The sequence below is a fragment of the Novosphingobium sp. genome (assembly GCF_020852455.1).
Classification (GTDB): Bacteria; Pseudomonadota; Alphaproteobacteria; order Sphingomonadales; family Sphingomonadaceae; genus Novosphingobium.
Map to the genome: position 1 here is coordinate 104,338 of NZ_JADZAT010000010.1, position 22,112 is coordinate 126,449.

Sequence of the window (22,112 nt, forward strand, 5' to 3'; positions counted from 1 at the left end):
TCCCCAAACTGGAAGAGCGGGCGATTAGCGCCGCTCGGCCCATCTAGCAAGTTATCCATAGCGTCCCTTGAGCAGCCCCCAGGCCGCGCGCAGGCCCAGCGCATCGCCGCCCTTGGGGCGTCCGGGCTTGGCAGCGGGGCGCCAGGCGAAGGTATCGAAGTGGATCCAGTCGGTCCCTTCGGGCACGAACCGGTCAAGGAACAGCGCCGCGACCGATGCGCCGGCAAAGCCGTTCGAGCTGGAATTGTTGAGGTCGGCCAGGTCGCTTTTCAGGTATTCGCGGTAGCCATCGAACAGCGGCAGGCGCCAGCAGCGATCGTCGGCGGCCTCGCCGGCCTTGAGCAGTTCGTCGGCGCTGTCATCGCGGCGGGCGAACATCGCGGGCAGGTCTGGCCCCAGCGCGACCCGGGCTGCGCCGGTCAGCGTGGCAAAGTCGATCACCAGTTCGGGCGCTTCCTCGCCCGCGCGGGTCAGCGCATCGCCCAGCACCAGCCGCCCTTCGGCATCGGTGTTGCCGATCTCGACCGACAGGCCCGCGCGGCTGCGCAGCACGTCGCCGGGGCGGAAGGCATTGCCCGAAATCACGTTCTCGACCGCCGGGATCACCAGGTGCAGCCGCACTTTCAGCCGCTGCCCCATCACCAGTGCGGCCAGCGCCAGGGCATGCGCAGCGCCGCCCATGTCCTTCTTCATCAGCAGCATGCCCGAGGACGGCTTGATATCGAGCCCGCCCGAATCGAAACACACCCCCTTGCCGATCAGCGCCACCTTGGGATGCTTGGGATCGCCCCAGGTCAGCTCGATCAGGCGCGGGGCATGGCTGCGCGCCGCCGCCCGGCCAACCCCGTGGACCATCGGAAAGCCGCGCTCCAGCGCGTCGCCATGGGTGACCTTGAAGTCCGCGCCATGCGCCTTGGCGAGCAGCTGCGCCTCATGCTCAAGCTGGGCAGGGCCCATGTCTTCGGCCGGGGTGTTGACCAGATCGCGGACCAGCGCGGTCGCCTCGGCCTCGGCCAGCACCGGCGCAATCGCGGCGACATCCTTGGTCAGCAGCACGCGCGGGCCTTCGTCGTCGCCCTTGGCCAGATAGCGGTCAAAGCGGTACTGCCCGGTGACCCAGCCATAAAGCGCCGACCCCGGTTCACCCCCGGTGCGGCGATAGGTGCCGGCCGGCAGCACTTCGGCCAGCTTGGCCATGCACCAGCTCGACAGGCTTTCGGTGTTGGCCACGCCCGACACCACGAACCAGCCATCACCATCGGGGACGATCGCATAGGAATAGCCATCGCCGGTGAACTTCTGCGCGGCCAGTGTGGCGCGCTGGGGGGCGGAAAGGCCCTTCACGAAGTCATCGAATCCGGCCTTGTCGACCAGGTGGATCGGAACCGCGGCTTGGTCGCGGTCGGGCTGGATCAGGGCGTTCTTGTCACTCATGCTGTCAGCCTAAAGCAGAAAATCGGAATGATTGCAGTTCCAATTTCCTCCCCCTCGATGGGGGAGGGATACCGGAGCTTGTCGCTTTGGCGACTAGCGCAGGTTGGGTAGGGGTGATCTTGCCGCCAGATGCAGCGCTTGGCGGCGAGATCACCCCCATCCAGCTGCGACTAGGCAACAAGTTGCCAAGTCTCCACATCCTTCCCCCATCAAGCGGGAAGTGAGCGCAGTAGAAATTTCCGCTCGCTTGCCCTATGTGCCCGGCATGACTCAGTACCAAACTGTCGCCGATAATGAGACCCAGCTGCGTGACGGCACGATCAAGCTGCACGGCCCTGCTGCCTTCGAAGCGATGCGCAAGGCCGGGCGGCTGGCCGCCGAAACGCTCGACGCGCTGGTGCCGCTGGTCCAGCCGGGGGTGACCACCGCCGCGCTCGACGATTTCGTGCGCCAGTTCACGCTGGATAACGGCGCGGTGCCCGCCACCATGGGCTATCGCGGCTATGCCCATTCGTGCTGTATTTCGATCAACCACGTGGTCTGCCACGGGATCCCGTCGGACAAAACGCTGAAGGACGGGGACATCGTCAACATCGACGTCACCCCGCTGCTCGATGGCTGGCACGGGGACAGCAGCCGGATGTACCTGGTCGGCGATGTGCCTTTGAAAGCACGGCGGCTGGTCGATGTGACCTATGAATGCCTGATGCTGGGGATCGAACAGGCCAAACCCGGCAAGCACCTGGGCGATATCGGCGCGGCGATCCAGAAATATGCCGAAGGGCACCGCTACGGCGTGGTCCGCGAATTTTGCGGGCATGGCCTGGGCCGGTTGTTCCACGATGCTCCCGAAGTGGTCCACGCCGCGCGGGCGGGCACCGGGCCGGAACTGCGCCCCGGCATGTTCTTCACGATCGAACCGATGATCAACCTGGGCAAGCCGGGGGTGAAACTTCTCGAAGACGGCTGGACGGCGGTGACCCGCGACCGGTCCTTGTCGGCGCAGTTCGAACACTCGATCGGGATCACCGACGACGGCTGCGAGATCTTTACGGCGAGCCCGAAGGGGTTGGACAAGCCGCCTTATTGATTGGTTTCACGCGGAGATCGCAGAGAAGAAAGAAGAGGCGCAGAGGCGTCGCACTTGCGGCGAAGCCGCTCTCTCTGTCTAGGTTCCGTCAGTCGCAACGATGAAAGAGTCGTATGAGCCTGCGGCTCATATCAACATCTCTGCGTCTCTCTTTCTTCTCTCTTCTCTGCGGCCTCTGCGTGAAACCCCCTTAGCTTCTTCCAGCCCGGATCGCCGCCCCCGCCGCAAACGGTGTGATCGCCAGCAGGACCAGGCTGAACGCGCCGCACAGCGCCAGGCCGCTTTCGCCGCCGGTGGCCAGACTGCCCGCGCCGAACACCAGCAGCGGTACCGCCAGCGGGATCACCAGCAGGCCGCCCAGCGCCGCGCCGCCGCGCAGGCCGGCGGTGATCGCGGCGACCATCACGCCCAGCGCGGCGAGGCCCGGGGTCCCGGCCAGCAGGCCGATCTCGACCAGCCGCAGCTTCTCGCCATCAATGCCCACCAGCGCCGAGGCGGGCAGGGCGGCCAGCATCAGCGGCGGGCCGAAGCTGAGCCAGTGGGCCAGCACCCGCACGCTCACCAGCCATTCCTCGCTGATCCCGCGCAAGGCCCACTGGTCAAACAGGCCCAGTTCCAGATCGGGCTCGATCAATCGGTCAAGCGGCAGGATCGCTGCCAGCAGCGCCGCGACCCAGATCATGCCCCCGCCGGTCTTGCCCAGCAAAGGCGCATCGGGGCCGACCGCAAAGGGATAGAGCATCGCCACCGCCAGGAAGAACAGCACCGGCAGCAAGGCCCCGCCGCGTCGTCCGCCCAGGAACAGCTGCGCCAGATCGCGGCGGAGGAGGGCAAGGAACTGACCGTTCATCGCACGAAGTCCTTCAGCTCGATCTGCTGCTTGTCTGCCACGTCGAACGGCTGGTGCGATGCGATCACCGCGATCCCGCCTTCGCGGCAGTGCCCGGCGACCATGTCCATCACCAGCGCCGCGCCGCGCGTGTCGAGCCCGTTGAGCGGTTCGTCGAGCAGCCAGACCGGTGCGGCCTGCCCGATCAGCCGAGCCAGTGCCGCGCGCTTCTTCTGGCCCGTGGACAAATAGCGTACCGGTACATCCATCAGTTCGGCCAGGCCCAGATCGGCCGCGCGGTTATCGTGCGGGCCATCCAGCCGCTGCCAGAAGGCCAGCGCCTGACCCAGCGGCAGATGCGGATCAAGCGCGGGGCGTTCATCGACCAGCCCCAGCGCGCCCACCACTTCCACGGTTCCGGCATAGGCCGGCATCAGCCCGGCCAGGATCCGGATCAGGCTCGACTTGCCGATCCCGTTCGATCCGACCAGCTGCAGCGCCTGCCCCGCCTGCAGGGCAAACGACAGCCCGGCAAACAGCAACCGGTCGCCGCGGCGGCAGGCCAGGTCTCTTGCGGCGATGCGGCACTCTTGCATGGGCCAGCCGGATAGGGGAAAGCGGGCGCGCTGCCAAGGAGTGAGCCATGACGATCCCCCGCCTGACCGATGCCGAAGTAACAGCCCTGCTGGCCGAATGCCCGGGCTGGACCCTGCGCGAGGATGGCAAGGCGATTGTCCGCAGTTTCCGGTTCGGCGATTTCAATGCGGCCTTCGGCTTCATGACCCGCGTCGCGCTCTATGCCGACAAGCACGATCACCATCCCGAATGGTTCAACGTCTACAACCGGGTCGAAATGACCCTGACCACGCACGATGCCGATGGCCTGTCGGCACGCGATGCGGCGATGGCGCGGGCGATCGGGGGCATGCTGTGAGGTGGGTTGCAGCAATCGCCAGCGCAGCCTTGCTGGCCGGCCCCGCACATGCGGAAAACGTGGCCTTGATCGGCAGCGGCGTATGGCGCGGAACCATTGGCAAGCTGCCCGTGGTGGCCTGTTTCCAGGAAGGGTCGTGGACAACCGGTTCGTATTACTACCTCAGCTCCAAACGGCCGATCCGCTTGACCAGGGACGATAACGGCCAGTGGAATGAGCAGCCTGGCGGAGACGGGAAGGTAACCGGCACCTGGCAGATCGGGCGCAATGGCGCGCAGCTGGTTGGCGAATGGAGCGATGGCGGCAAGCGCCTGCCGATCTCGCTGGACCAGCTTCCCGATGGCAAGGATGAGAACCAGGGCTGTGCCAGTGAGGCGTTCATGGCGCCGCGCGACGGGCCGGTCACGGTCACCCGTCGGCCCGCAAACCGCACGGCCGCGCCGCACACCATCATCAGCTACCGACCGCCGGACTGGTTCAGCGGCGTTGAAATCGCCAGCTTTGCGCTTCCCGTTGAACGCCCGGGCGACCGCAAGATCAATGCCAGGTTTGAACTGGCGCCAACTGCCCCGGCCGTGATCGGATATCGCGAGTGCTTTCAGGGAAGCCTGATGATGGGCGGAACCGATGGCGAATACACGCAGATCTATGAAGCGGCTGAAATCGGCCCGATGTTCGTGCGCGCGCTTGATCGTTCATCCGGCTATTGCGGCGGAGCCCATCCCTATTGGGGCTATTCCTGGATGAACTTCGATCGCCAGACCGGTTTGCCGATCGTGATCGATCGCTGGTTTGCCCGCCAGGCGGTGCGCAAGCAGAACTATCCCAGCACCGATGGCGCGTCTCTGAACCCGGGCCCGGCGCTGCTTCGCGCCATCATGCGGCGCTATCGCCAGGATCAGAAGGAAGATGGCGACGAATGCCGTACCTCGTTGGCGGAACAGGCCACCTGGTCGGTGGGGGTATCGGCAAAGGGCCTGATTTTCACTCCGGAATTGCCGCATGTGATGCAGGCCTGCTCCGATGATCTGCTGGTCCCCTATTCCGAACTGGCCCCTCATCTGAGTGTTGAAGGCAAGGCGGCGATTGCCCGGCTGGGACTGGGCAAGGCGCGCCGATGACCGGCTGGGTCGCGCTGCTTCGCGCGGTCAACCTGGGGCCGCACAACAAGGTCCCGATGGCCGAACTGAAGGCGCTGGCCGAGCGGCTGGGGCTGGCGCACGCGCAGACCTACATCGCCAGCGGCAATCTGATCTTTGCCAGCGACAAGGGCGAGGACGAACTGCGCGCGCTGCTGGAACAGGCGATCGAAGCCGAATGGGGCAAGCCGATTGGCGTGCTGGTGCGCGGGGCAAAGGAACTGGCCGATGTGGCGGCGCGCAATCCCTGGCCGGATAGTCCCGGAAACCGGGTGCTGGTGCTGTTCACCGATCGCGAACCCTCGCTGGAGGGGGTGCGCCACCAGGCCGCGGAAGTGCTGGCGCTGGGTCAGCGCGAGATCTTTATCGACTATGCAGACGGGGTGGGCACTTCAAAGCTGGTGGTTCCGGCTACCAAGCACGGCACCGCGCGCAACATGAACACGGTGGCCAAGCTGGCGGAGCTGGCGGGACAGATTTCCTAGACCCTCCCCATTTTTTGCGAATGCGACAAATGGGGAGGTGGATCGGCCGCAAGGCCGAGACGGAGGGGTTTTGAACGCCAGCGTCGATACCCCTCCGTCAGCGGCTAGACGCCGCTGCCACCTCCCCAAATGCGCCATTCGGCGAATTTGGAGAGGATCTTGAAGGGCCTTAGTGCCCGCCCAGCGGCTTGAGCTGGGTCCGCGTCATCTTGCGCAGCCGGCCCGGCATCCAGCGCGCGGCGAAGGCGATGCGGTGGGCGGTCTTGCCGACGCGGTTGTGCAGGTCATTGCCGTGGACTGCTTTCCACGCGGCCTCGGCCACTTCGCTGACCGGAGTGATTTCCAGCCCCGCTTCCAGCACCCGGCCGCGGATATCCTCGTTGCTCTGCTGGTTGGGGTTCATGTCGATCAGCGGCGTGTCGATGAAGCCCGGCATCAGGTCGCAGACCTTGATCGCGTCGGGCGCCCATTCGGCATCGAGGCATTCGGTCAGCGCGCGCACGCCGAACTTGGTCGCCGAATAGACCGATGCGCCCGGCGTGCCATAGATCCCCGCCGCGCTGGCGGTGTTGAGCAGGCACGAACCCGGCGCGCTGGCCTTGAGGTAAGGGTAGGCCGCCTGCGCGCCGAACAGCACGCCTTTCAGGTTGATATCCAGGCAGCGCTCGATCTCGGCACTGTTGTTCTCGATCAGGTTGCCGCCCAGCGGGATCCCGGCGTTGTTGAACACCACGTCGATTGTCCCGCCGCTGGCCTTGGCGCAGGCTTCCAGCGCCGCATCCCAGGCCTCACGGTCTCGCACATCGAGTTTGTGGGTGGAGCTGGCCCCGGCCGGCAGAAGTGCGGCGGTTTCGCGCATCCCGGCCTCGTTGATATCGGCGATCCCCACGAACCAGCCCTGCGCGCCAAACTTCTGCGCGACCGCCCGGCCAATGCCCGAAGCGCCGCCGGTGATGAAGATGCATTTGCGCGCCATAAAGGCTTCTCCCGAATCAACTGACATTCTTGTCAGCAATACCTACAGCGCCGGGTTGTTATAGCAATGCCAGGTGAAAATCGCCGTAGCGCCGCGGTGGGGACGCCATTTTTCGGCCATGGCGCGGGTGGCCTTTTCGGAGGGCCGGGCGTCGAGACCGAGCAGCTTGTGCAGGCCGGCCTGCACCGCCAGGTCTCCCGCTGGCCAGATATCCGGCCGCCCTTCGGCGAACAGCAGGTAGATCTCGGCCGACCAGCGGCCGATGCCCTTGATCTGGGTAAGCTGGGCGATCGCTTCCTCGTCGTCCTGGGGCAGCGCGTCGAAATCGAGCGCGCCGGTGACCACCAGTTCGCACAAGGACCGCATGTAGCCCTGCTTCTGGCGTGACAGGCCGCAGGCGCGCAGGGTGTCGAAATCGGCTTCGAGCACGCGTTCGGGAGCGAGGTCAGGCCCGGCGTATTCCTCGAACTTGCGCCACATCGATGCCGCCGCCGCGACGCTGACCTGCTGGCCGACGATGGTGCGCATCAAGGTGCCATAGCCGCGTGGGCGGATCCGCGGTTCGGGATAGCCCGCAATCTTGAGCGCACTGGCAAAGCCGGGCTCGATTTCGGCCACCGCATCCAGTCCGGCCTTCAGCTGTCCCTCGCTCAAACCCATTCGGCCAATCCCATCCGCTCGCGCTTGCCAAAATTTGGCCAAGCGATTAGCAGCCCGGCAGATGCGCGAACAGGCGCAAAAGCAAAGGACGCAAGAATGCCCAAGCTCGTCGTGGTCAACCGTGCCGGTGAGGAAAAGGAAGTCGAAGCCGGAAACGGCGTTTCGGTGATGGAAGCGATCCGCGACGCGGGCTTTGACGAGCTGCTGGCGCTGTGCGGCGGCTGCTGCAGCTGCGCCACCTGCCACGTCTATGTCGATCCGGCCTTCGCTGACAAGGTCGAGCCGCTGAGCGAGGACGAGAACGACCTGCTCGATTCGACCGACCATCGCACCGACATGTCGCGTCTATCGTGCCAGATTCATCTGAGCGACGCGGTCAGCGGCCTCAAGGTGACGATCGCGCCTGAAGACTGAGATCCTTTGACCCTCTCCATTTTCGCGGAGCGCAAATGGGGAGGTGGCACCGCGAAGCGGTGACGGAGGGGAAATGGCGCAAGGGCAGAGGCCCCTCGGCCATTTGCTGGCGCAAATGCCACCTCCCCATTTGTGCCATTCGGCAAAAATGGAGAGGGCCTTTACGTCGCAAACCCCACTTTGCGGGGCTAAAGCGCAATTGCGTTGCGCTTGGGCCGGGCGGCACCTAATTTCGCCGTCATGACCAGTCCGCTTGTTTGCAAGTCCAGCCTCGACCTGATCGGCAACACCCCGCTCGTCCTGCTTGAAGGGCCAAGCGATGCGGCGGGCTGCGAGATCTGGGGCAAGTGCGAATTCGCCAACCCCGGCGCCTCGGTGAAAGACCGCGCGGCGCTGTGGATCGTGCGCGATGCCGAAGCCCGGGGGCTGCTGAAGTCGGGCGGAACGATCGTCGAAGGAACCGCCGGGAACACCGGGATTGGCCTCGCGCTGGTCGCCAATGCGCTGGGCTACAAGACGGTGATCGTCATGCCCGAAACCCAGAGCCGCGAGAAGATGGACACGCTGCGCGCGCTGGGGGCCGAGCTGGTGCTGGTGCCCGCCGCACCGTTTTCGAACCCCGGGCACTTCGTCCACACCTCGCGCCGGCTGGCCGAAGAGACCGAAGGCGCGGTCTGGGCCAACCAGTTTGACAATGTCGCCAATCGCAAGGCCCATATCGAAAGCACAGCGCCTGAAATCTGGGAACAGATGGGCGGGCGGATCGACGGTTTCACCTGCGCGGCGGGAACCGGCGGGACGATTGCCGGGGTTGGGCTGGGGCTGAAGGCCTTTGACGAGAAGATCACGATCGCGCTGACCGATCCGCACGGCGCCGCGCTCTACAACTACTACGCCAATGGCGAGCTCAAGGCCGAAGGCAGCTCGGTCGCCGAAGGGATCGGGCAGGGGCGGATCACCGCCAACCTCGATGGCGCACCGATCGACACCCAGTTCCGGGTCTCCGACGAGGAAGGACTGGAATGGGTTGCGCGGCTGCTCAAGGAAGAGGGGCTGTGCCTGGGGCTGTCCTCGGGGATCAACGTGGCCGGCGCGGTCATGCTGGGCAAGCAGCTGGGCAGCAGCGCGCGGGTGGCAACGATCCTGTGCGACACCGGCTTCCGTTATCTCTCAACGCTCTACAATCCGGAATGGCTGCGCGCGAAGGGGCTGCCGGTCTTTCCCTGGCTGGCGTGAAGCCTGCGGGCTGCGGCCCGGTGTTGTAATGAAGCCGTAACACCGCTAGAACCACCTCCAGATGGCAACACAACCGCCACGTCGGGTCCTGGAACCGCTTGCCGCGCCGCAGCACTATGTGCCGCCCAGCGCGCGCGAAATGCGTGCCCAGGCCGTGCAGCGCCTCCAGGCCGGTCTGTTCGGGATCGCTGCGATCGTGCTGGTTGTGGGCCTGGCCAACATCATCAACGATCGCGCCCGGCAGAGCGAAGTGGCGAGCAAGTCGGTCGCCAGCGCCGCGCCATCGCCGGCCGCCAATGCCAACAGCGATCCGCTGGCCGATATCGGCGTGGTCCCCTCGAACGTGCCCGAAGCCGTAACTTCTCCCAAGCCGGCCGCTCCGGCTCCGCAAAATTAATCGCCGCAAAACCTGGTTGACGCTGATCGCGCTGGGGCTGGCGCTGGTCGCGATTGGCTGGCTGGGGCTGGGGCGCGGCCAGCCGGGGACTGAGCCGGTCGGGCTGTTCACCTCGCTGCCGATCCTGTGGCAGGACAGCGCCGAACTGGGCGCAGAGCTGCGCCCCGATGCGGCGCCGCACTGGGCGCGCGGCGTGCTGGAGCGGCGCGGGCCGATCGTGGCGCTTGATACGCTGGCCGGGCCAGGCGGCACGGCGCCGCTCGATCAGGTCCGGCGGCTGGTGATCGCTCAGCCGCGCCCGCTGGCTCCGGCAGAGAATGTCGCGCTTGACAATTGGGTGCGCGGCGGCGGGCAGGTGCTGCTGCTGGCCGATCCCGCGCTGACCCAGGACAGCGCCTTTCAGCTGGGCGACCCGCGCCGTCCGCAGGCGGTGGCGCTGCTCTCCCCGATCCTGGGCCGCTGGGGGCTCGATCTGCTATTTGACGATGCCCAGCCGGCTGGCGAGCAAAGCCGCGAGGTGCTGGGCGTGGATACCCCGGTCAACCTGCCCGGACGTTTCGCCACGCGCGGGCAGGCCAGTTGCCGGCTGTGGGCCGATGGCCTGGCGGTGACCTGCGCGGTGGGCAAGGGGCGGGTGGTCGCGCTGGCCGATGCCGCCGTGCTGGAACGCCAGGATCCTTCGGGCAGCCGCCCGACCGCCTTTTCGGCCCTGCTCGACGCCGCCTTCGCGGCGCGCTGATCCGGGCGCGCGACTCCGACGCGGGAAATCGCGGGAAGTTTCACCACACATGGCAGAGTCGCACCGTAAACCGTTGATTTTGCGTGTGAACAAATCAGGAACTCGCTACTTCAAGGTTTTTATGAACTCGAATCAAAACATTATTAATCAATTGTTTACAGACTTATCCCGTGAAATCCCGCAATTTTCCCTTCCATCCCCGTCTGAGCGGGGATAATGAGCTGTTTCATCGACAAGCAATTTCACCACCGCACCCTGGGAAGGGTGGTCCGGACGCGAGGGCGCGCGTGCGGCGGTGGGGAGGATTTTTCGGGGTCCGGGCGCAAGCCCGGCAAGAGGGCGGGACGTTACTGTGGAGGCGGGCAAGCCGGTCACATACAGCGGTCAGGGCTTCTCGCTGCTAGGCGAGAAGGGCCGCTTTGTGCTGCCTCCAGACTTCCGCAAGGCGGTTCGCGATTCCGGTCGCGGTGAACGCATCCTGTGCCTGGGCAAGCATCCGCGCTGGAAGTGCCTGACCGGCTTCGGTCTGGGCCGGGTCGATGAATTCGAAGCCCAGCTGGACCGCGAAGAGGAAATCGCGCTGGAACGCGGCAACGATTTTGACCGCGATGACCGTTCCCGCCAGCTCTATGGCTTCGCCAAGGTACCCTTCGACGATAGCGGCCGCTTCATCCTGCCCGAACGCTATTTCAAGCTGGGCGGACTGGAAGAGGCTGCCTTCTTCCAGGGCGGCGGCAAGATGTTCACGATCTGGAACCCGGCCGAGCTCGCCAAGATGGGCGCGGGCTGGGAAGACGCGATCGAGGCCTGCGCCGATCTCCAGGCCCAGGCGCTCAGCGGAAAGGGCCGCAAATGAGCCCGCCCGCGCCGCACATCCCGGTCCTGCTGGATGAAGTGATCGCCGCACTGGCGCCCGAACCCGGCGCGGTCATCGTCGATGCCACCTTTGGCGCCGGCGGCTATACCCGCCGCCTGCTTGATGCCGGTGCCAGCGTCCACGCCTTCGATCGCGATCCCGATGCGATCCGCGCCGGACAGGAATGGCCCGAAACCCGCGAAGACCCGCCCCGGCTGGTGCTGCATCCGCGGCAGTTTTCCGAAATGGTCGATGCGCTGGGTGAAGCCGGGCTGGCGCACGTCGATGGCGTGGTGATGGATATCGGCGTATCCTCGATGCAGCTGGATCAGGCGCAGCGCGGCTTTGCCTTCTCGCTCGATGGCCCGCTCGACATGCGTATGGCCCAGCAGGGCGAAAGCGCGGCCGAATTCCTCAACACCGCCCCCGAAAGCACGATCGCCGACGTGCTGTACCAGTACGGTGAGGAGCGCCAGTCACGCCGGGTGGCCCGCGCGATCGTGGCGGCGCGTCCGCTGGAAACCACCGGCCAGCTGGCCCAGGTGGTCAGGAAAGCGCTGGGCTATCGGCCCGGTGCGCCCAAGGATCCCGCGACCCGCAGCTTTCAGGCGATCCGCATCCACGTGAATGCCGAGCTGGACGAGCTCAACGCCGGTCTGGCTGCGGCCGAGCGGTTGCTGCGTCCCGGCGGGCGGCTGGCGGTGGTCAGCTTCCACAGTCTGGAAGACCGGATCGTCAAGCAGTTCCTGCGCGATGCCAGCGGCGCCGTGGCCAATGCCTCGCGCCACATGCCGCAGGCGCGGCCCGCCGCTGCGCCGACCTTTGACCACGTCGCCAAGGCGCTGCGCCCCTCCGACGCCGAGCTGGCCCGCAATCCCCGCGCCCGCAGCGCCACCCTGCGCGCTGCCGTACGCAGCCCCGCTCCCTTCCGGGAAAGGAGGGCGGCATGAACCTGACCCGCGATCGCCTGCGCCAGGTTGGCTGGGCCGCCGTGCTGGCCACCTGCTTTACCTTCACCGTGATCCTGACCTTCAAGGTCAACGCGGTGAAGAGCCAGGTCCGCCTGACCGAGCGCCAGATCGTGGCGGTCAAGCAGCAGAAGCTGTTCCTCGAAACCGAATTCGAGGCCCGCGCCAACCAGCAGCAGCTGAAGAGCCTGAACGATGTCGAATTCGGCTATCAGGCGCCAACCGCCGGGCAATATCTGGAAGGTGAACGGCAACTGGCCGGGCTGGGCAAGGCGCGCGCCGCCGATGCCCCCGATCCGATCCGTGTCGCCAGCGCCGCCCAGCCGGGCGAGGACGGCACGATCCCGGCGATGGTTTCACCGCTGACCGGCAAGGCCATGGCCGCCGAAGCGCCCAGGGACGGCGCGCGCAAGCCGACCACGGCGGCCACCCTGGGTGACCGGCTGAGCCACGTCGAACAGCGGGAGGCGCGCCAGCAATGAGCAGCCTGTCGGTTTCCACCGCAGTCACTTCGGGCCGGCGCGATCTGGTCAACGTGCGCACGCGCAGCCTGCGGATGGCCAAGTGGCGGGTGCTGTGGGTGGTGCTGGGCTTTGCCTTCGTCGCCTTCGTTGCCTTGGTGCGGATCGCCTTTCTGGGGCTGTTTGAAGGATCGCCTACCAACGAGGATATCGTTACCGCGCTGCTGCCCGAACGCGGCGATATCGTCGATCGCAACGGCGTGCCGCTGGCCCGCGCCTTTCCGGCCTATTCGCTGTGGTTCAACCCCGCTGCGCTGGGCGAGGGCGGCCCGCCGCTGGTGCGTTCGCCGCGCGAAGTGGCGCAGGCGCTGGTGCAGGTTTTCCCCGATCTCAACGTCGATGAACTGACCAAGCGGCTGGCCGATGGCAAGCCGGGCTATCTGCGCCGCAGAATCCTGCCCGAAGATGCCAACCGGATCCACGCGCTGGGTGAGCCCGCGCTGGAATTCCCGCGCGAAACCGAACGGTTCTATCCGCAAGGATCGATGGCGGCCCACGTGCTGGGTTTTGTCGGCGCCGATGGCCACGGCCACATCGGCATGGAACAGGTGTTCGACAAGCGCCTGCTCGATCCCGGTACCCGCGGCACCCCGGCGATGCTTTCGATCGATGCCCGTGCGCAGGGCGCGCTGGAAGACGAATTGTCGCGGGCGATGATCGATACCCAGGCCAAGGGCGCGGCCGGGGTGGTGCTGGATGTCGATACCGGCGAAGTAATCGCGCTGGCCTCGCTGCCCTCGTTCAACCCCAACCTGATCGACCGTGCGGGCGAAGCCAACATCTTCAACCGGGTCACCAACCAGGTCTATGAACTGGGCAGCGTGATCAAGCCGATCACGGTCGCTTCGGCGATCGATGCCGGGACCGTCACCGACTTGTCGCGCCGCTATCAATCGAACCGCCCGATTGCGATCGGCGGGTTCGAAATCCACGACAGCCACAGCTTTGGCGGTTCGCTCAACATCCCCGAAGCGCTGATCCATTCCTCGAACATCGTCACCGCGCAGGTGGCCGACCAGCTGGGCGGTGAGCGGCTGAGTGCGACCATGCGCGCGCTGGGCATGTCGGAACGGCCCTCTATCGAACTGCCCGCGCGCGGGTTCCCGATCTGGCCCAAGGGCAACTGGTCGCGGATCACCACCATGACCGCGTCCTATGGCCACGGCTTTGCAATGACCCCGCTGCACCTGGCGCAGGCCTATGCCGCGATGGTCAATGGCGGGATCTGGCGTCCGGCCACGCTGGTCCGGATCGAACCCGGCACCGATGTTCCGGGGCGCCGCGTGTTCAAGGCCTCGACCAGCGCCCGCATGCGCCAGCTGCTGCGCCTGATTGTTGACCTGGGCACCGGGCGCAAGGCCAATGCGGTGGGTTACCGGGTGGGCGGCAAGACCGGCTCGGCCGAAAAGCCCGGCAGCGGCGGCTATCAGAAGACCAATATCGTTTCGACCTTTGCCGCTGCCTTTCCGATGGATCATCCGCGCTATGTGGTGATCGCCATGCTTGACGAGCCCAAGGCGACCGCCGCCAGCTCGGGCCAGCGCACGGCCGCCTGGAACGCCGCCCCGGTGGTTGGCCGGCTGGTGCCGCGGATCGGGCCGGTGCTGGGGATCATGCCCGATGCGACCCGCGATGTGGACATTACCGATCTGGCACCGCTGATCGCCAGCGGGGATGGCGAATGAAGTTGGGCGCGCTGGCAGCGCAAGCAGCAATCGCGCTGCCGGCTGGCGAAGACCGGCAGGTTACCGGCTTTGCGATCGACAACCGCAAGGTGGCTCCTGGCACGGTGTTTGGCGCATTCCAGGGCGCCAAGGTCAATGGCGAGGACTTTATCCCGGCGGCGATTGCTGCTGGCGCCATCGCCGTGGTCGCCCGGCCCGAGGCGCGCGTCGAAGGCGCGGTGCATATCGCCGATCCCAACCCGCGCCGCACCTTTGCCCGGCTGGCTGCGGGGTTCTATGCCCCGGTTCCCGAAACGATCGTCGCGGTTACCGGCACCAATGGCAAAACCTCAACCGTCGAGATGACCCGCCAAATCTGGCGGATGGGCGGGCACCGTGCGGCCTCGATCGGCACGCTGGGGGTGACCACCGCCGATGAAAGCATCTCGACCGGGCTGACCACGCCTGATGTGGTCACTTTCCTTGCGAACATGAGCGGGCTGGCGCGCGAAGGCGTTTCGCATGTCGCCTATGAAGCTTCCAGCCACGGGCTTTCGCAGTATCGCAACGAAGGGCTGCGGGTCCTGGCCGGGGCCTTTACCAACCTCAGCCGCGATCACCTTGATTACCACGCCGACATGGAAGACTATTTCGCGGCCAAGATGCGGCTGTTCGACGAAGTGGTCGATCCCGCTGGCAGCGCGGTGATCTGGATGGACGATGCGTGGTCCGATCGGGCCGCGCAGCATGCGACAAGGCGCGGTTTGCGCGTGCTGGGCGTGGGCGAGGGGGCCGATGAAAGCGGTATCCGCCTGCTGGCCCGCACGCCCGGCCAGCTGGGCCAGTTGCTGGAGATTGAATACGCCGGCGTGCCGCGCAAGATCCAGCTGCCGCTGATTGGCGCCTATCAGGCGGCCAATGCGCTGGTTTCGGCCGGGCTGGTGCTGGCCACCGGCGGCGATCCGGCACAGGTGTTCGATGCGCTGGGGCGGCTGCAGCCGGTCAGCGGGCGGCTGGAACGCGCGGCGATCAGCCGGGCCGGGGCGCCGATCTATGTCGATTACGCGCACACGCCCGATGCGCTTGAAGCCGCGATTGCGGCGCTGCGCCCGCACTGTTCGGGCCGCCTGATCGTGGTGTTCGGCGCGGGCGGCGATCGCGATCCGGGCAAGCGCGAACCGATGGGCCGGGTGGTGGCGCAGCAGGCCGACCTTGGCCTGGTCACCGACGACAATCCGCGCGGCGAGGATCCCGCCGCGATCCGCGCAATGGTTCTGGCCGGTGGCCCGGGCGTGCTGCGCGAACAGGGCGATCGCCGCGCGGCGATTGCTCAGGCCTTGGCCGAAGCGGGCCGCGACGACATCGTGCTGATTGCCGGAAAAGGCCACGAACAGGGCCAGATAGTGGGAGCAGGGGAACAATGCAGGGTCTTGCCGTTCGACGACGTTACCGTGGCGAGGGAATGCGCGGCCCCACCCGGACGGGACGCCCCATGAACGCCCCGGCCCGGATCATGCCCTGGCCCAGCGAGCCGGAGGATCAGCTTGGCCTGGCGCTGTGGCACGCGGTCGAACTGGCCCGGGCGATGAAGGGTGTCGCGGTCGGCGAATTTCAGGTCTCGGGGGTCGAGATCGACAGTCGCGACGTGCTGCCCGGCGACCTGTTCTTCGCGCTCAAGGGCGAAAGCATGGACGGTCACCGCTTTGTCGAGATGGCCTTTGCCAAGGGTGCCGCCGCGGTGGTGGTGGACCGCCCGGTGAGTGGCCCGCATGTGCTGGTGGATGACACCTCAAGGGCACTTGAACTTCTCGCCGCGGCAGCGCGGGAGCGCAGTTCGGCGCGGGTGATCGGGGTGACCGGTTCGGTCGGCAAGACCGGGGTCAAGGAAGCGATCTTCGCCGCGCTCGACCGCTCGAGCCGGGGCCAGGCGCACCGCTCGGTCAAGAGCTACAACAACCATGTCGGGGTGCCGCTCAGCCTGGCGCGGATGCCCGCGCGCAGCAAGTTCGGCGTGTTCGAAATGGGCATGAACCATGCCGGTGAAATCGCCGCGCTGACTGCCCAGGTGCGTCCGCATGTCGCTGTAATCACTACGATTGCTCCGGCCCACATCGAGATGCTGGGCTCGCTTGAAGCCATCGCGGACGCCAAGGCGGAGATCTTCGCCGGCCTGCAGAACGGCGGCACCGCAGTGATCCCGGCCGACAGTCCGCAGCACGATCAATTGAAGGCGGCAGCGCTGGCCTGCGGGGCCAGGGTGGTCTCGTTCGGCAAGGCGGCAACAGCCGATGTCCGGCTGCTCGATACCGTGGCCGCGCCCGGTGGAGGCTCGCTGGTCACGGCCGATCTTGGCGACCGGCGGGTCTGCTACACCGTGGCCGAACCCGGCGAGCACTGGATCGCCAATTCGCTGGCAGTGATGGCGGCAGTCCGTGCGGCAGGCGGCGATCTGGGTGCGGCCGGGCTCGCCCTGGCCGAAATGCAGGGCCTGAAGGGGCGCGGCGCGCGGTTTGAGATCGCGGCTGGTGACGGCAAGGCGCTGGTGATCGACGAAAGCTACAACGCCAACCCCGCTTCGATGCGCGCCACGCTGGCGCAATTGGGGGTTACGCCCGCCACGCGGCGCATCGCCGTGCTGGGCGCGATGAAGGAACTGGGCGAACATGGTCCGGCCTTCCACGCCGGGCTGTCCGATCCGCTGATCGCAGCCCATGTCGACCACGCGATCCTGGTGGGCGACGAGATGCGCGCGCTGGCCGACGAATTGGGGAAAGCCGCCCAAACCGCGCTTGGCAAGGGCATGACCTTCGCCCATTGCGGAAGTGCTGGGGAAGCGCTTGCCGCGCTCAAGCAGCTTGGCCTGGAAAGCGGTGACGCGATCCTGGTCAAGGGGTCGAATTCGGTCGGGCTGGGCGCCGTTGTCGCCGCGCTCGCAGACGGGAAGGAATAAGGCAGGGCGATGCTCTACCTGATCGCGCATTATTTCCAGTTCGAAGGGCTGGCGAACCTTATCCGTTACCAGACCTTCCGCGCCGGTGCCGCGCTGATGACCGCGCTGGTGATCGGCCTGATCATCGGCCCGCGGTTCATCGCCATGCTGCGGATCCGCCAGGGCAAGGGCCAGCCGATCCGCGAGGACGGACCGCAGAGCCACCTGGCCAAGCGTGGCACGCCGACCATGGGCGGGCTGATGATCCTGGTATCGCTGGTCATTTCGATGCTGCTGTGGATGGACCTGACCAGCCCGCTGGTCTGGGCCTGCATCATGGTAACGCTGGGCTTCGGTGCGATCGGCTTTCTGGACGATTACGACAAGGTCAAGAAACGCACCACCGCCGGGGTGCCGGGGCGGGTCCGCCTGGCGGCCGAATTTCTGGTGGCCGGGATTGCCGTCTGGCTGATGGCCCAGACGGTCGATACCAACCTTTATGTGCCGTTCCTGTCGAACCATTATGTGCCGCTGGGGCCGCTCTATTATGCCTTCGCGGCCTTTGTGATCGTCGGCGCGGGCAACGCCGTGAACCTGACCGACGGGCTGGATGGGCTCGCGACCATGCCAGTGGTGATCGCCGCCGGAACCTTTGCGATTATCGCTTATCTCGCCGGCCGGGCCGACTTTTCGGCCTACCTGGGCATCCCGCACGTGCCGCGCGCGGGCGAACTGGCGATCCTTTGCGCCGGGATCATGGGCGCCTGCCTGGCCTTCCTGTGGTTCAATGCGCCGCCGGCAGCGGTGTTCATGGGCGATACCGGCAGTCTTGCGCTGGGCGGAGCTTTGGGGGCGATTGCCGTTGCCGCGCACCACGAAATCGTGCTGGGCGTGGTTGGCGGGCTGTTCGTGGCCGAGGCGCTTTCAGTGATCATCCAGGTCGCGGTTTACAAGCGCACCGGCAAGCGGGTGTTCAAGATGGCCCCGATCCACCATCATTTCGAACAGCTGGGCTGGAAGGAATCGACTGTTGTGATCCGGTTCTGGATCGTCTCGATCGTGCTGGCCATGATCGGCCTGTCGACGCTCAAGCTCAGATGATCACCACCCCCGCCTTTGCCGGCCAGCGCTATGCCGTCCTCGGGCTTGCCCGCTCGGGGATGTCGGCTGTTGAAAGCCTGCTGGCGGGCGGAGCCCTGGTGACCGCGTGGGACAGCCGCGAGGAACCGCGCCGGGCGCTGGAAGGGCGCTGCGATCTGGCCGATCCGGTCGGGATCGACCTGACCGGCTTTGCCGGCGTGGTCGTCTCGCCCGGGGTCCCGCTCAACCAGCATCCGATCGCTGCCCATGCCGCCAGCTTTGGCGTGCCGGTGATCGGCGATATCGAACTGTTCGCGCTGGCCCGGCCCGAACTGCCCGCGCACCGGGTGGTCGGGATTACCGGCACCAATGGCAAGAGCACCACCACCGCGCTGGTCCACCACATCCTGCAAAGCGCTGCCCTGCCGGTGCGGATGGGCGGCAACATCGGCTTGCCGGTGCTGTCGCAAAGCCCGCTGTCGGCCGGCGGGGTCTATGTGCTCGAGCTGTCGAGCTACCAGATCGACCTCACCCACAGCCTGGAATGCGATGTTGCGGCGCTGCTCAACATCACGCCCGATCACCTTGATCGCTATGACGGTTTTTCCGGCTATGCCGCTTCGAAGGCGCGGCTGTTCTCGCTGCAGCGGGCCGATCAGTTTGCGGTGTTCGGCATGTCCGATCCCAAGACCCAGGCGATCGCCGCGCGCGAGGCACAGCTGCGCGAACAGTGGCGGGTCCGCTCGGTCGATGGCAAGGACCTGGTCAAGCTTCAGCCCGACTGGCCCAGCCTGCAGGGCCCGCATAATCTGCAGAACGCCGCGGTTGCGGTGGCAATTGCCGAGGCACTGGGGCTCACCCCGATGCAGTGGCGCCCGGCATTGGCCAGTTTCCGCGGGCTGCCGCACCGGATGGAACGCGTTGCCGACCTGAACGGGGTGATGTTCATCAACGACAGCAAGGCAACCAACCCGGCCTCGACCGCGCCGGCGCTGGCGGCTTTCCCGCCCAATCCCGATCCGCGCGTCCACTGGATTCTGGGCGGGCTGCCCAAGGGTGATGACCTGGACGAATGCAAGCCGCATTTCGGCAACATCGCCGCTGCCTATACCATCGGCGATGCCGGCCCGCGCTTTGCCGAGCTGCTTTCGCCCTACATGCCGGTGACCCGCAGCGAGATGATGTGCGAGGCAATCCGCCAGGCCATGGCCGCAGCCAGGCCCGGCGACGTGGTGCTGCTTTCGCCGGCCTGCGCCAGCTTTGACCAGTTCCGCGATTACGAGGCGCGCGGCGATGCCTTTCGCCAGATCGTGCAGGCGCTGGGCACGCCCGAACCTGCCCCGGCCCGCGAGGCGCGCGGCTGATGGCAACTTATCCCCCCATGGTGCCGCGCGGCGGCCGGCTTGGCCTCGAAGGCGCGGCTCCGCGTTATCAGCGCAATCGCCGCAGCGATCTGGCGATCTGGTGGCGCGAAATTGATCGCGGTCTGCTGGCCGTGGTGCTGATCCTGATGGCACTGGGCACTGTCGCGGTGGCGGCGGGCAGCCCGGCCAGCGCGCGCCGGCTTTCGACCGCCAAGATCAAGCTGGATGACCTGCACTTCTTCTACATCCACCTGCGCTGGCAGTTCCTGGGCCTGATCGCGATGTTTGGCGCATCGATGCTGAGCCGTGAGAACGCCCGGCGCGCAGGGATCGTGCTGGGCTTTGCCATGCTGGTCGGGCTGATGCTGGTGCCGGTGGCCGGGTTTGCGGTCAACGGTGCCAAGCGCTGGCTCTATCTGGGCTTTTCGCTGCAGCCTTCGGAATTCCTCAAGCCGGCCTTCGCGATTTCGATGGCCTGGATCCTGTCATGGCGGGTGCGCGATCCCAACCTTCCGGTGATCGAACTGTGCACCGGGTTGATGGGGATGATCGCGATCCTGCTGATGGCGCAGCCCGATTTCGGCTCGACCATCCTGTTCGGCGGGGTATGGTTCGTCATGGTCTTGTTGAGCGGGATTTCGCTGAAGCGGATCGGCCTGGCCGGCGGGTTCGGCGTGGTCGGCGTGGTGCTGGCCTATATGTTCTATGACAATGCCCGCCACCGGATCGACGCCTTCCTGGGCGGCGGCACCGCCTATGACCAGGTCGATCTGGCGCAGCGCACCCTGCTGTCGGGCGGCTGGACCGGCAGCGGGCTGTGGCTGGGCACGCGCAAGCTGGGACTGCCCGAAGCGCATACCGACTATATCTTCTCGGTGATCGGCGAGGAATTCGGCCTGCTGGCCTGCGCGCTGATCGTGGCGCTGTTCCTGGTGCTGGTCGCGCGTGTGCTGCTGCGCCTGCTGGACGAGGAAGACCTGTTCACCACCCTGGCCGCCACCGGGCTGACCGCGCAGCTGGGCGGGCAGGCATTCATCAATATCATGGTCAATCTGCAACTCTTCCCTTCGAAAGGCATGACCCTGCCGCTGATTTCCTATGGTGGTTCATCGACCATCGCGATCTGTCTGGGCATGGGGCTGCTGCTGGCGATTACCCGGCGCAATCCCTACATCAAGCGTGAGCGCTTTTCGCTGCGCCAGCTGGGGCTGGGCAAGTGAGCGGCCCGTCGCGCCACTATGTGCTGGCCGCCGGGGGCACCGGCGGTCACTTGATCCCGGCCTTCGCGCTGGCGGTCGAGCTGGAACGGCGCGGACACCATGTCGCGCTGATCACCGACGATCGCGGCAGCCGCCTGCCGGGCAAGCCGCATTTCCTGGTCAGCCACGTGCTGCCTGCGGGGAGGATCGGCAAGAACCCGCTGCACTGGCCCAAGGGGATCGGCGCGATCCTGGAAGGCAAGCGGATGGCGCTGCGCCTGTTCGACAGTTTCAAACCCAGCGCGGTGATCGGCTTTGGCGGCTATCCCGCCTTCCCGGCGCTGTGGGCGGCGACCAGCGCGGGCATACCCAGCGTGATCCACGAACAGAACGCCGTGCTGGGCCGGGTCAACCGGTTCCTGGCCGGGCGGGTCGATGCGATCGCCACCTCCTATCGCGAGGTGGACCGGCTGGCCGCCAAGCATGTCCACAAGGCTCACCTGGTCGGCAATCCGGTCCGCGCCGAAGTGCTGGCGCTGCGCGAACAGCCGTTCCCGGTCTTTACCCAGGATGGCCTGCTGCGCGTGCTGGTAACTGGCGGCAGCCAGGGCGCCGGGGTGCTCAGCCAGGTGGTGCCCGATGGCCTGGCCATGCTGCCGCCTGCACTGCGCAACCGGTTGCAGGTAACCCAGCAGTGCCGGCCCGAGGATATCGAGGCGGTGCGCCAGCGCTATGCCGGACATGAAATCCCGGCCGAACTGGGCACCTATTTTGAGGATATGGCCAGCCGCCTGGCGGATTCGCACCTGTTCATCGGCCGCGCCGGGGCATCAACCGTGGCCGAACTGACTGCGGTTGGCCGCCCGGCGATCCTGGTGCCGCTGCCGATCGCTACCGACGATCACCAAGCCGCCAACACCCGCGAGGTTGCGGCGCTGGGCGGGGCACGGATGATCCGGCAGGACCGGTTCACCCCGGTTGAACTGGCCAAGCAGATCCAGGCGATCGCGATGAACCCCGAAACCCTGGCCACCGCCGCACATGCGGCGTGGAACTGCGGTTATCCCAATGCCGTTACCGATCTGGCCGATTTGGTCGAAGGCTTTGGCGGAGCGCCGCTGATGGATGTGATCCGCGTGGCCGACGCGGCCGAGGCCGAAGCCGCGACCGCGCAGCAGGGAGCGCCGGCATGAAGGGC

23 protein-coding genes are annotated in these 22,112 nt (G+C 66.5%); 18 read left to right on the top strand and 5 right to left on the bottom strand.

Annotated elements, in window-relative coordinates; translation table 11 throughout:
* Positions 1-51 precede the first annotated feature (51 nt).
* Entirely contained in the window at positions 52-1,434 is a 1,383-nt protein-coding gene (locus tag IT549_RS04560) for a leucyl aminopeptidase family protein (RefSeq protein WP_292970269.1), read from the bottom strand.
* A gap of 265 nt (positions 1,435-1,699) precedes the next feature.
* Here IT549_RS04560 and map point away from each other — a divergent pair, with 265 nt between their 5' ends.
* Positions 1,700-2,524, top strand: a complete 825-nt coding sequence (gene map, locus IT549_RS04565; RefSeq protein ID WP_292970271.1) for a type I methionyl aminopeptidase — start codon at positions 1,700-1,702, stop codon at positions 2,522-2,524.
* 190 nt (positions 2,525-2,714) lie between these two features.
* Here map and IT549_RS04570 read toward each other — a convergent pair whose 3' ends face one another.
* Together IT549_RS04570 and ccmA are read right to left on the bottom strand one after the other, a co-directional pair.
* Positions 2,715-3,374, bottom strand: a complete 660-nt coding sequence (locus IT549_RS04570; RefSeq protein ID WP_292970273.1) for a heme exporter protein CcmB — start codon at positions 3,372-3,374, stop codon at positions 2,715-2,717.
* Complete coding sequence (gene ccmA, locus IT549_RS04575) at positions 3,371-3,949, bottom strand: heme ABC exporter ATP-binding protein CcmA (RefSeq protein ID WP_292970275.1); 579 nt, start codon at positions 3,947-3,949, stop codon at positions 3,371-3,373. Before ccmA ends, IT549_RS04570 begins: the two co-directional genes overlap by 4 nt.
* A gap of 47 nt (positions 3,950-3,996) precedes the next feature.
* Here ccmA and IT549_RS04580 point away from each other — a divergent pair, with 47 nt between their 5' ends.
* The 3 genes from IT549_RS04580 to IT549_RS04590 are packed head-to-tail and all read left to right on the top strand — an operon-like array spanning position 3,997 to position 5,911.
* Positions 3,997-4,287, top strand: a complete 291-nt coding sequence (locus tag IT549_RS04580; RefSeq protein ID WP_292970277.1) for a 4a-hydroxytetrahydrobiopterin dehydratase — start codon at positions 3,997-3,999, stop codon at positions 4,285-4,287.
* Positions 4,284-5,408 carry a hypothetical protein gene (locus IT549_RS04585; protein WP_292970279.1) on the top strand — a complete coding sequence of 375 codons (1,125 nt, stop codon included), beginning with the start codon at positions 4,284-4,286 and terminating at the stop codon, positions 5,406-5,408. The genes IT549_RS04580 and IT549_RS04585 overlap by 4 nt, the downstream gene beginning before the upstream one ends.
* Positions 5,405-5,911 carry a DUF1697 domain-containing protein gene (locus IT549_RS04590; RefSeq protein WP_292970281.1) on the top strand — a complete coding sequence of 169 codons (507 nt, stop codon included), beginning with the start codon at positions 5,405-5,407 and terminating at the stop codon, positions 5,909-5,911. The genes IT549_RS04585 and IT549_RS04590 overlap by 4 nt, the downstream gene beginning before the upstream one ends.
* 169 nt (positions 5,912-6,080) lie before the next feature.
* On the opposite strand, the gene IT549_RS04595 is transcribed toward IT549_RS04590, so the two are convergent.
* On the bottom strand, positions 6,081-6,887 hold the full coding sequence (locus tag IT549_RS04595) for an SDR family oxidoreductase (RefSeq protein WP_292970283.1): 807 nt from the start codon (positions 6,885-6,887) through the stop codon (positions 6,081-6,083).
* Between the two features lie 42 nt (positions 6,888-6,929).
* Complete coding sequence (locus tag IT549_RS04600; protein ID WP_292970285.1) at positions 6,930-7,547, bottom strand: DNA-3-methyladenine glycosylase 2 family protein; 618 nt, start codon at positions 7,545-7,547, stop codon at positions 6,930-6,932.
* 96 nt (positions 7,548-7,643) lie between these two features.
* Here IT549_RS04600 and IT549_RS04605 point away from each other — a divergent pair, with 96 nt between their 5' ends.
* The 14 genes from IT549_RS04605 to murG all read left to right on the top strand — a co-directional run bounded on the left by IT549_RS04605 (position 7,644) and on the right by murG (position 22,107).
* Entirely contained in the window at positions 7,644-7,961 is a 318-nt protein-coding gene (locus IT549_RS04605) for a 2Fe-2S iron-sulfur cluster-binding protein (RefSeq protein ID WP_292970287.1), read from the top strand.
* A 240-nt stretch (positions 7,962-8,201) separates the two neighbouring features.
* On the top strand, positions 8,202-9,197 hold the full coding sequence (locus IT549_RS04610) for a cysteine synthase A (protein ID WP_292970289.1): 996 nt from the start codon (positions 8,202-8,204) through the stop codon (positions 9,195-9,197).
* A 61-nt stretch (positions 9,198-9,258) separates the two neighbouring features.
* Complete coding sequence (locus IT549_RS04615) at positions 9,259-9,594, top strand: hypothetical protein (protein WP_292970291.1); 336 nt, start codon at positions 9,259-9,261, stop codon at positions 9,592-9,594.
* A 16-nt stretch (positions 9,595-9,610) separates the two neighbouring features.
* Entirely contained in the window at positions 9,611-10,333 is a 723-nt protein-coding gene (locus IT549_RS04620; protein WP_292970293.1) for an ABC transporter, read from the top strand.
* Positions 10,334-10,685: 352 nt separating this feature from the next.
* Positions 10,686-11,189 (top strand): division/cell wall cluster transcriptional repressor MraZ, encoded by a 504-nt coding sequence (locus tag IT549_RS04625; protein WP_292970295.1) that lies wholly within the window; start codon positions 10,686-10,688, stop codon positions 11,187-11,189.
* Entirely contained in the window at positions 11,186-12,139 is a 954-nt protein-coding gene (gene rsmH / locus IT549_RS04630; RefSeq protein ID WP_292970297.1) for a 16S rRNA (cytosine(1402)-N(4))-methyltransferase RsmH, read from the top strand. Before IT549_RS04625 ends, rsmH begins: the two co-directional genes overlap by 4 nt.
* Entirely contained in the window at positions 12,136-12,639 is a 504-nt protein-coding gene (locus IT549_RS04635; protein WP_292970299.1) for a hypothetical protein, read from the top strand. Before rsmH ends, IT549_RS04635 begins: the two co-directional genes overlap by 4 nt.
* Positions 12,636-14,363, top strand: coding sequence for a penicillin-binding protein 2 (locus IT549_RS04640; protein ID WP_292970300.1), 1,728 nt, complete (start codon positions 12,636-12,638; stop codon positions 14,361-14,363). Before IT549_RS04635 ends, IT549_RS04640 begins: the two co-directional genes overlap by 4 nt.
* On the top strand, positions 14,360-15,838 hold the full coding sequence (locus tag IT549_RS04645; RefSeq protein ID WP_292970301.1) for a UDP-N-acetylmuramoyl-L-alanyl-D-glutamate--2,6-diaminopimelate ligase: 1,479 nt from the start codon (positions 14,360-14,362) through the stop codon (positions 15,836-15,838). Before IT549_RS04640 ends, IT549_RS04645 begins: the two co-directional genes overlap by 4 nt.
* A complete protein-coding gene (gene murF / locus IT549_RS04650) occupies positions 15,835-17,292 on the top strand; it encodes a UDP-N-acetylmuramoyl-tripeptide--D-alanyl-D-alanine ligase (protein ID WP_292970303.1) in 1,458 nt (485 codons plus the stop codon). Before IT549_RS04645 ends, murF begins: the two co-directional genes overlap by 4 nt.
* A 9-nt stretch (positions 17,293-17,301) precedes the next feature.
* Positions 17,302-18,372: a phospho-N-acetylmuramoyl-pentapeptide-transferase gene (mraY, locus tag IT549_RS04655; protein WP_292970305.1), complete on the top strand. Its 1,071-nt coding sequence runs from the start codon at positions 17,302-17,304 to the stop codon at positions 18,370-18,372.
* A complete protein-coding gene (murD, locus tag IT549_RS04660; protein WP_292970307.1) occupies positions 18,369-19,715 on the top strand; it encodes a UDP-N-acetylmuramoyl-L-alanine--D-glutamate ligase in 1,347 nt (448 codons plus the stop codon). The genes mraY and murD overlap by 4 nt, the downstream gene beginning before the upstream one ends.
* A gap of 17 nt (positions 19,716-19,732) precedes the next feature.
* A complete protein-coding gene (locus IT549_RS04665; RefSeq protein ID WP_292971101.1) occupies positions 19,733-20,935 on the top strand; it encodes a putative peptidoglycan glycosyltransferase FtsW in 1,203 nt (400 codons plus the stop codon).
* On the top strand, positions 20,932-22,107 hold the full coding sequence (gene murG / locus IT549_RS04670) for an undecaprenyldiphospho-muramoylpentapeptide beta-N-acetylglucosaminyltransferase (RefSeq protein WP_292970309.1): 1,176 nt from the start codon (positions 20,932-20,934) through the stop codon (positions 22,105-22,107). The genes IT549_RS04665 and murG overlap by 4 nt, the downstream gene beginning before the upstream one ends.
* The last annotated feature ends 5 nt before the right edge of the window (positions 22,108-22,112 follow it).

Excerpts from the sequence above, each read along its gene's own strand:
- IT549_RS04560 (WP_292970269.1), bottom strand. The coding sequence starts at position 1,434 with ATGAGTGACAAGAACGCCCTGATCCAGCCCGACCGCGACCAAGCCGCG.
- map (WP_292970271.1), top strand. The coding sequence starts at position 1,700 with ATGACTCAGTACCAAACTGTCGCCGATAATGAGACCCAGCTGCGTGAC.
- IT549_RS04570 (WP_292970273.1), bottom strand. The coding sequence starts at position 3,374 with ATGAACGGTCAGTTCCTTGCCCTCCTCCGCCGCGATCTGGCGCAGCTG.
- ccmA (WP_292970275.1), bottom strand. The coding sequence starts at position 3,949 with ATGCAAGAGTGCCGCATCGCCGCAAGAGACCTGGCCTGCCGCCGCGGC.
- IT549_RS04580 (WP_292970277.1), top strand. The coding sequence starts at position 3,997 with ATGACGATCCCCCGCCTGACCGATGCCGAAGTAACAGCCCTGCTGGCC.
- IT549_RS04590 (WP_292970281.1), top strand. The coding sequence starts at position 5,405 with ATGACCGGCTGGGTCGCGCTGCTTCGCGCGGTCAACCTGGGGCCGCAC.
- IT549_RS04595 (WP_292970283.1), bottom strand. The coding sequence starts at position 6,887 with ATGGCGCGCAAATGCATCTTCATCACCGGCGGCGCTTCGGGCATTGGC.
- IT549_RS04600 (WP_292970285.1), bottom strand. The coding sequence starts at position 7,547 with ATGGGTTTGAGCGAGGGACAGCTGAAGGCCGGACTGGATGCGGTGGCC.
- IT549_RS04605 (WP_292970287.1), top strand. The coding sequence starts at position 7,644 with ATGCCCAAGCTCGTCGTGGTCAACCGTGCCGGTGAGGAAAAGGAAGTC.
- IT549_RS04610 (WP_292970289.1), top strand. The coding sequence starts at position 8,202 with ATGACCAGTCCGCTTGTTTGCAAGTCCAGCCTCGACCTGATCGGCAAC.
- IT549_RS04615 (WP_292970291.1), top strand. The coding sequence starts at position 9,259 with ATGGCAACACAACCGCCACGTCGGGTCCTGGAACCGCTTGCCGCGCCG.
- rsmH (WP_292970297.1), top strand. The coding sequence starts at position 11,186 with ATGAGCCCGCCCGCGCCGCACATCCCGGTCCTGCTGGATGAAGTGATC.
- IT549_RS04635 (WP_292970299.1), top strand. The coding sequence starts at position 12,136 with ATGAACCTGACCCGCGATCGCCTGCGCCAGGTTGGCTGGGCCGCCGTG.
- IT549_RS04640 (WP_292970300.1), top strand. The coding sequence starts at position 12,636 with ATGAGCAGCCTGTCGGTTTCCACCGCAGTCACTTCGGGCCGGCGCGAT.
- IT549_RS04645 (WP_292970301.1), top strand. The coding sequence starts at position 14,360 with ATGAAGTTGGGCGCGCTGGCAGCGCAAGCAGCAATCGCGCTGCCGGCT.
- murF (WP_292970303.1), top strand. The coding sequence starts at position 15,835 with ATGAACGCCCCGGCCCGGATCATGCCCTGGCCCAGCGAGCCGGAGGAT.
- mraY (WP_292970305.1), top strand. The coding sequence starts at position 17,302 with ATGCTCTACCTGATCGCGCATTATTTCCAGTTCGAAGGGCTGGCGAAC.
- murD (WP_292970307.1), top strand. The coding sequence starts at position 18,369 with ATGATCACCACCCCCGCCTTTGCCGGCCAGCGCTATGCCGTCCTCGGG.
- IT549_RS04665 (WP_292971101.1), top strand. The coding sequence starts at position 19,733 with ATGGTGCCGCGCGGCGGCCGGCTTGGCCTCGAAGGCGCGGCTCCGCGT.